The following is a 228-nucleotide window of genomic DNA, read 5'->3' as shown; positions in this document are numbered from 1 at the left end:
AACGTGCCTCAGGGGAGAAGAAATACTATCTTGCCAATCTCCCTGCGGCGACGGATCTGCGCACACTAGCCGCCACCATCAAGGCAAGATGGATTTGTGAGCAGGCGCATCAGCAGTTGAAGGAGGAGCTTGGACTTGATCACTTCGAAGGGCGATCATGGCAAGGTCTTCATCGTCACACCCTGATGACTATGATTGCTTACGCCTTCCTGCAACACCGTCGCCTCG

General features: G+C 54.4%; 1 protein-coding gene. It reads left to right on the top strand.

The window, feature by feature from the left end:
- The coding region (locus tag FNJ47_RS49175) for a transposase (RefSeq protein ID WP_163163888.1) at positions 1-228 on the top strand (228 nt) is incomplete at both ends.

It is taken from the genome of Bradyrhizobium uaiense (assembly GCF_010811875.1).
In the GTDB taxonomy this organism is placed as follows: domain Bacteria; phylum Pseudomonadota; class Alphaproteobacteria; order Rhizobiales; family Xanthobacteraceae; genus Bradyrhizobium; species Bradyrhizobium uaiense.
This window is presented reverse-complemented; position numbering and strand designations above follow the sequence as displayed.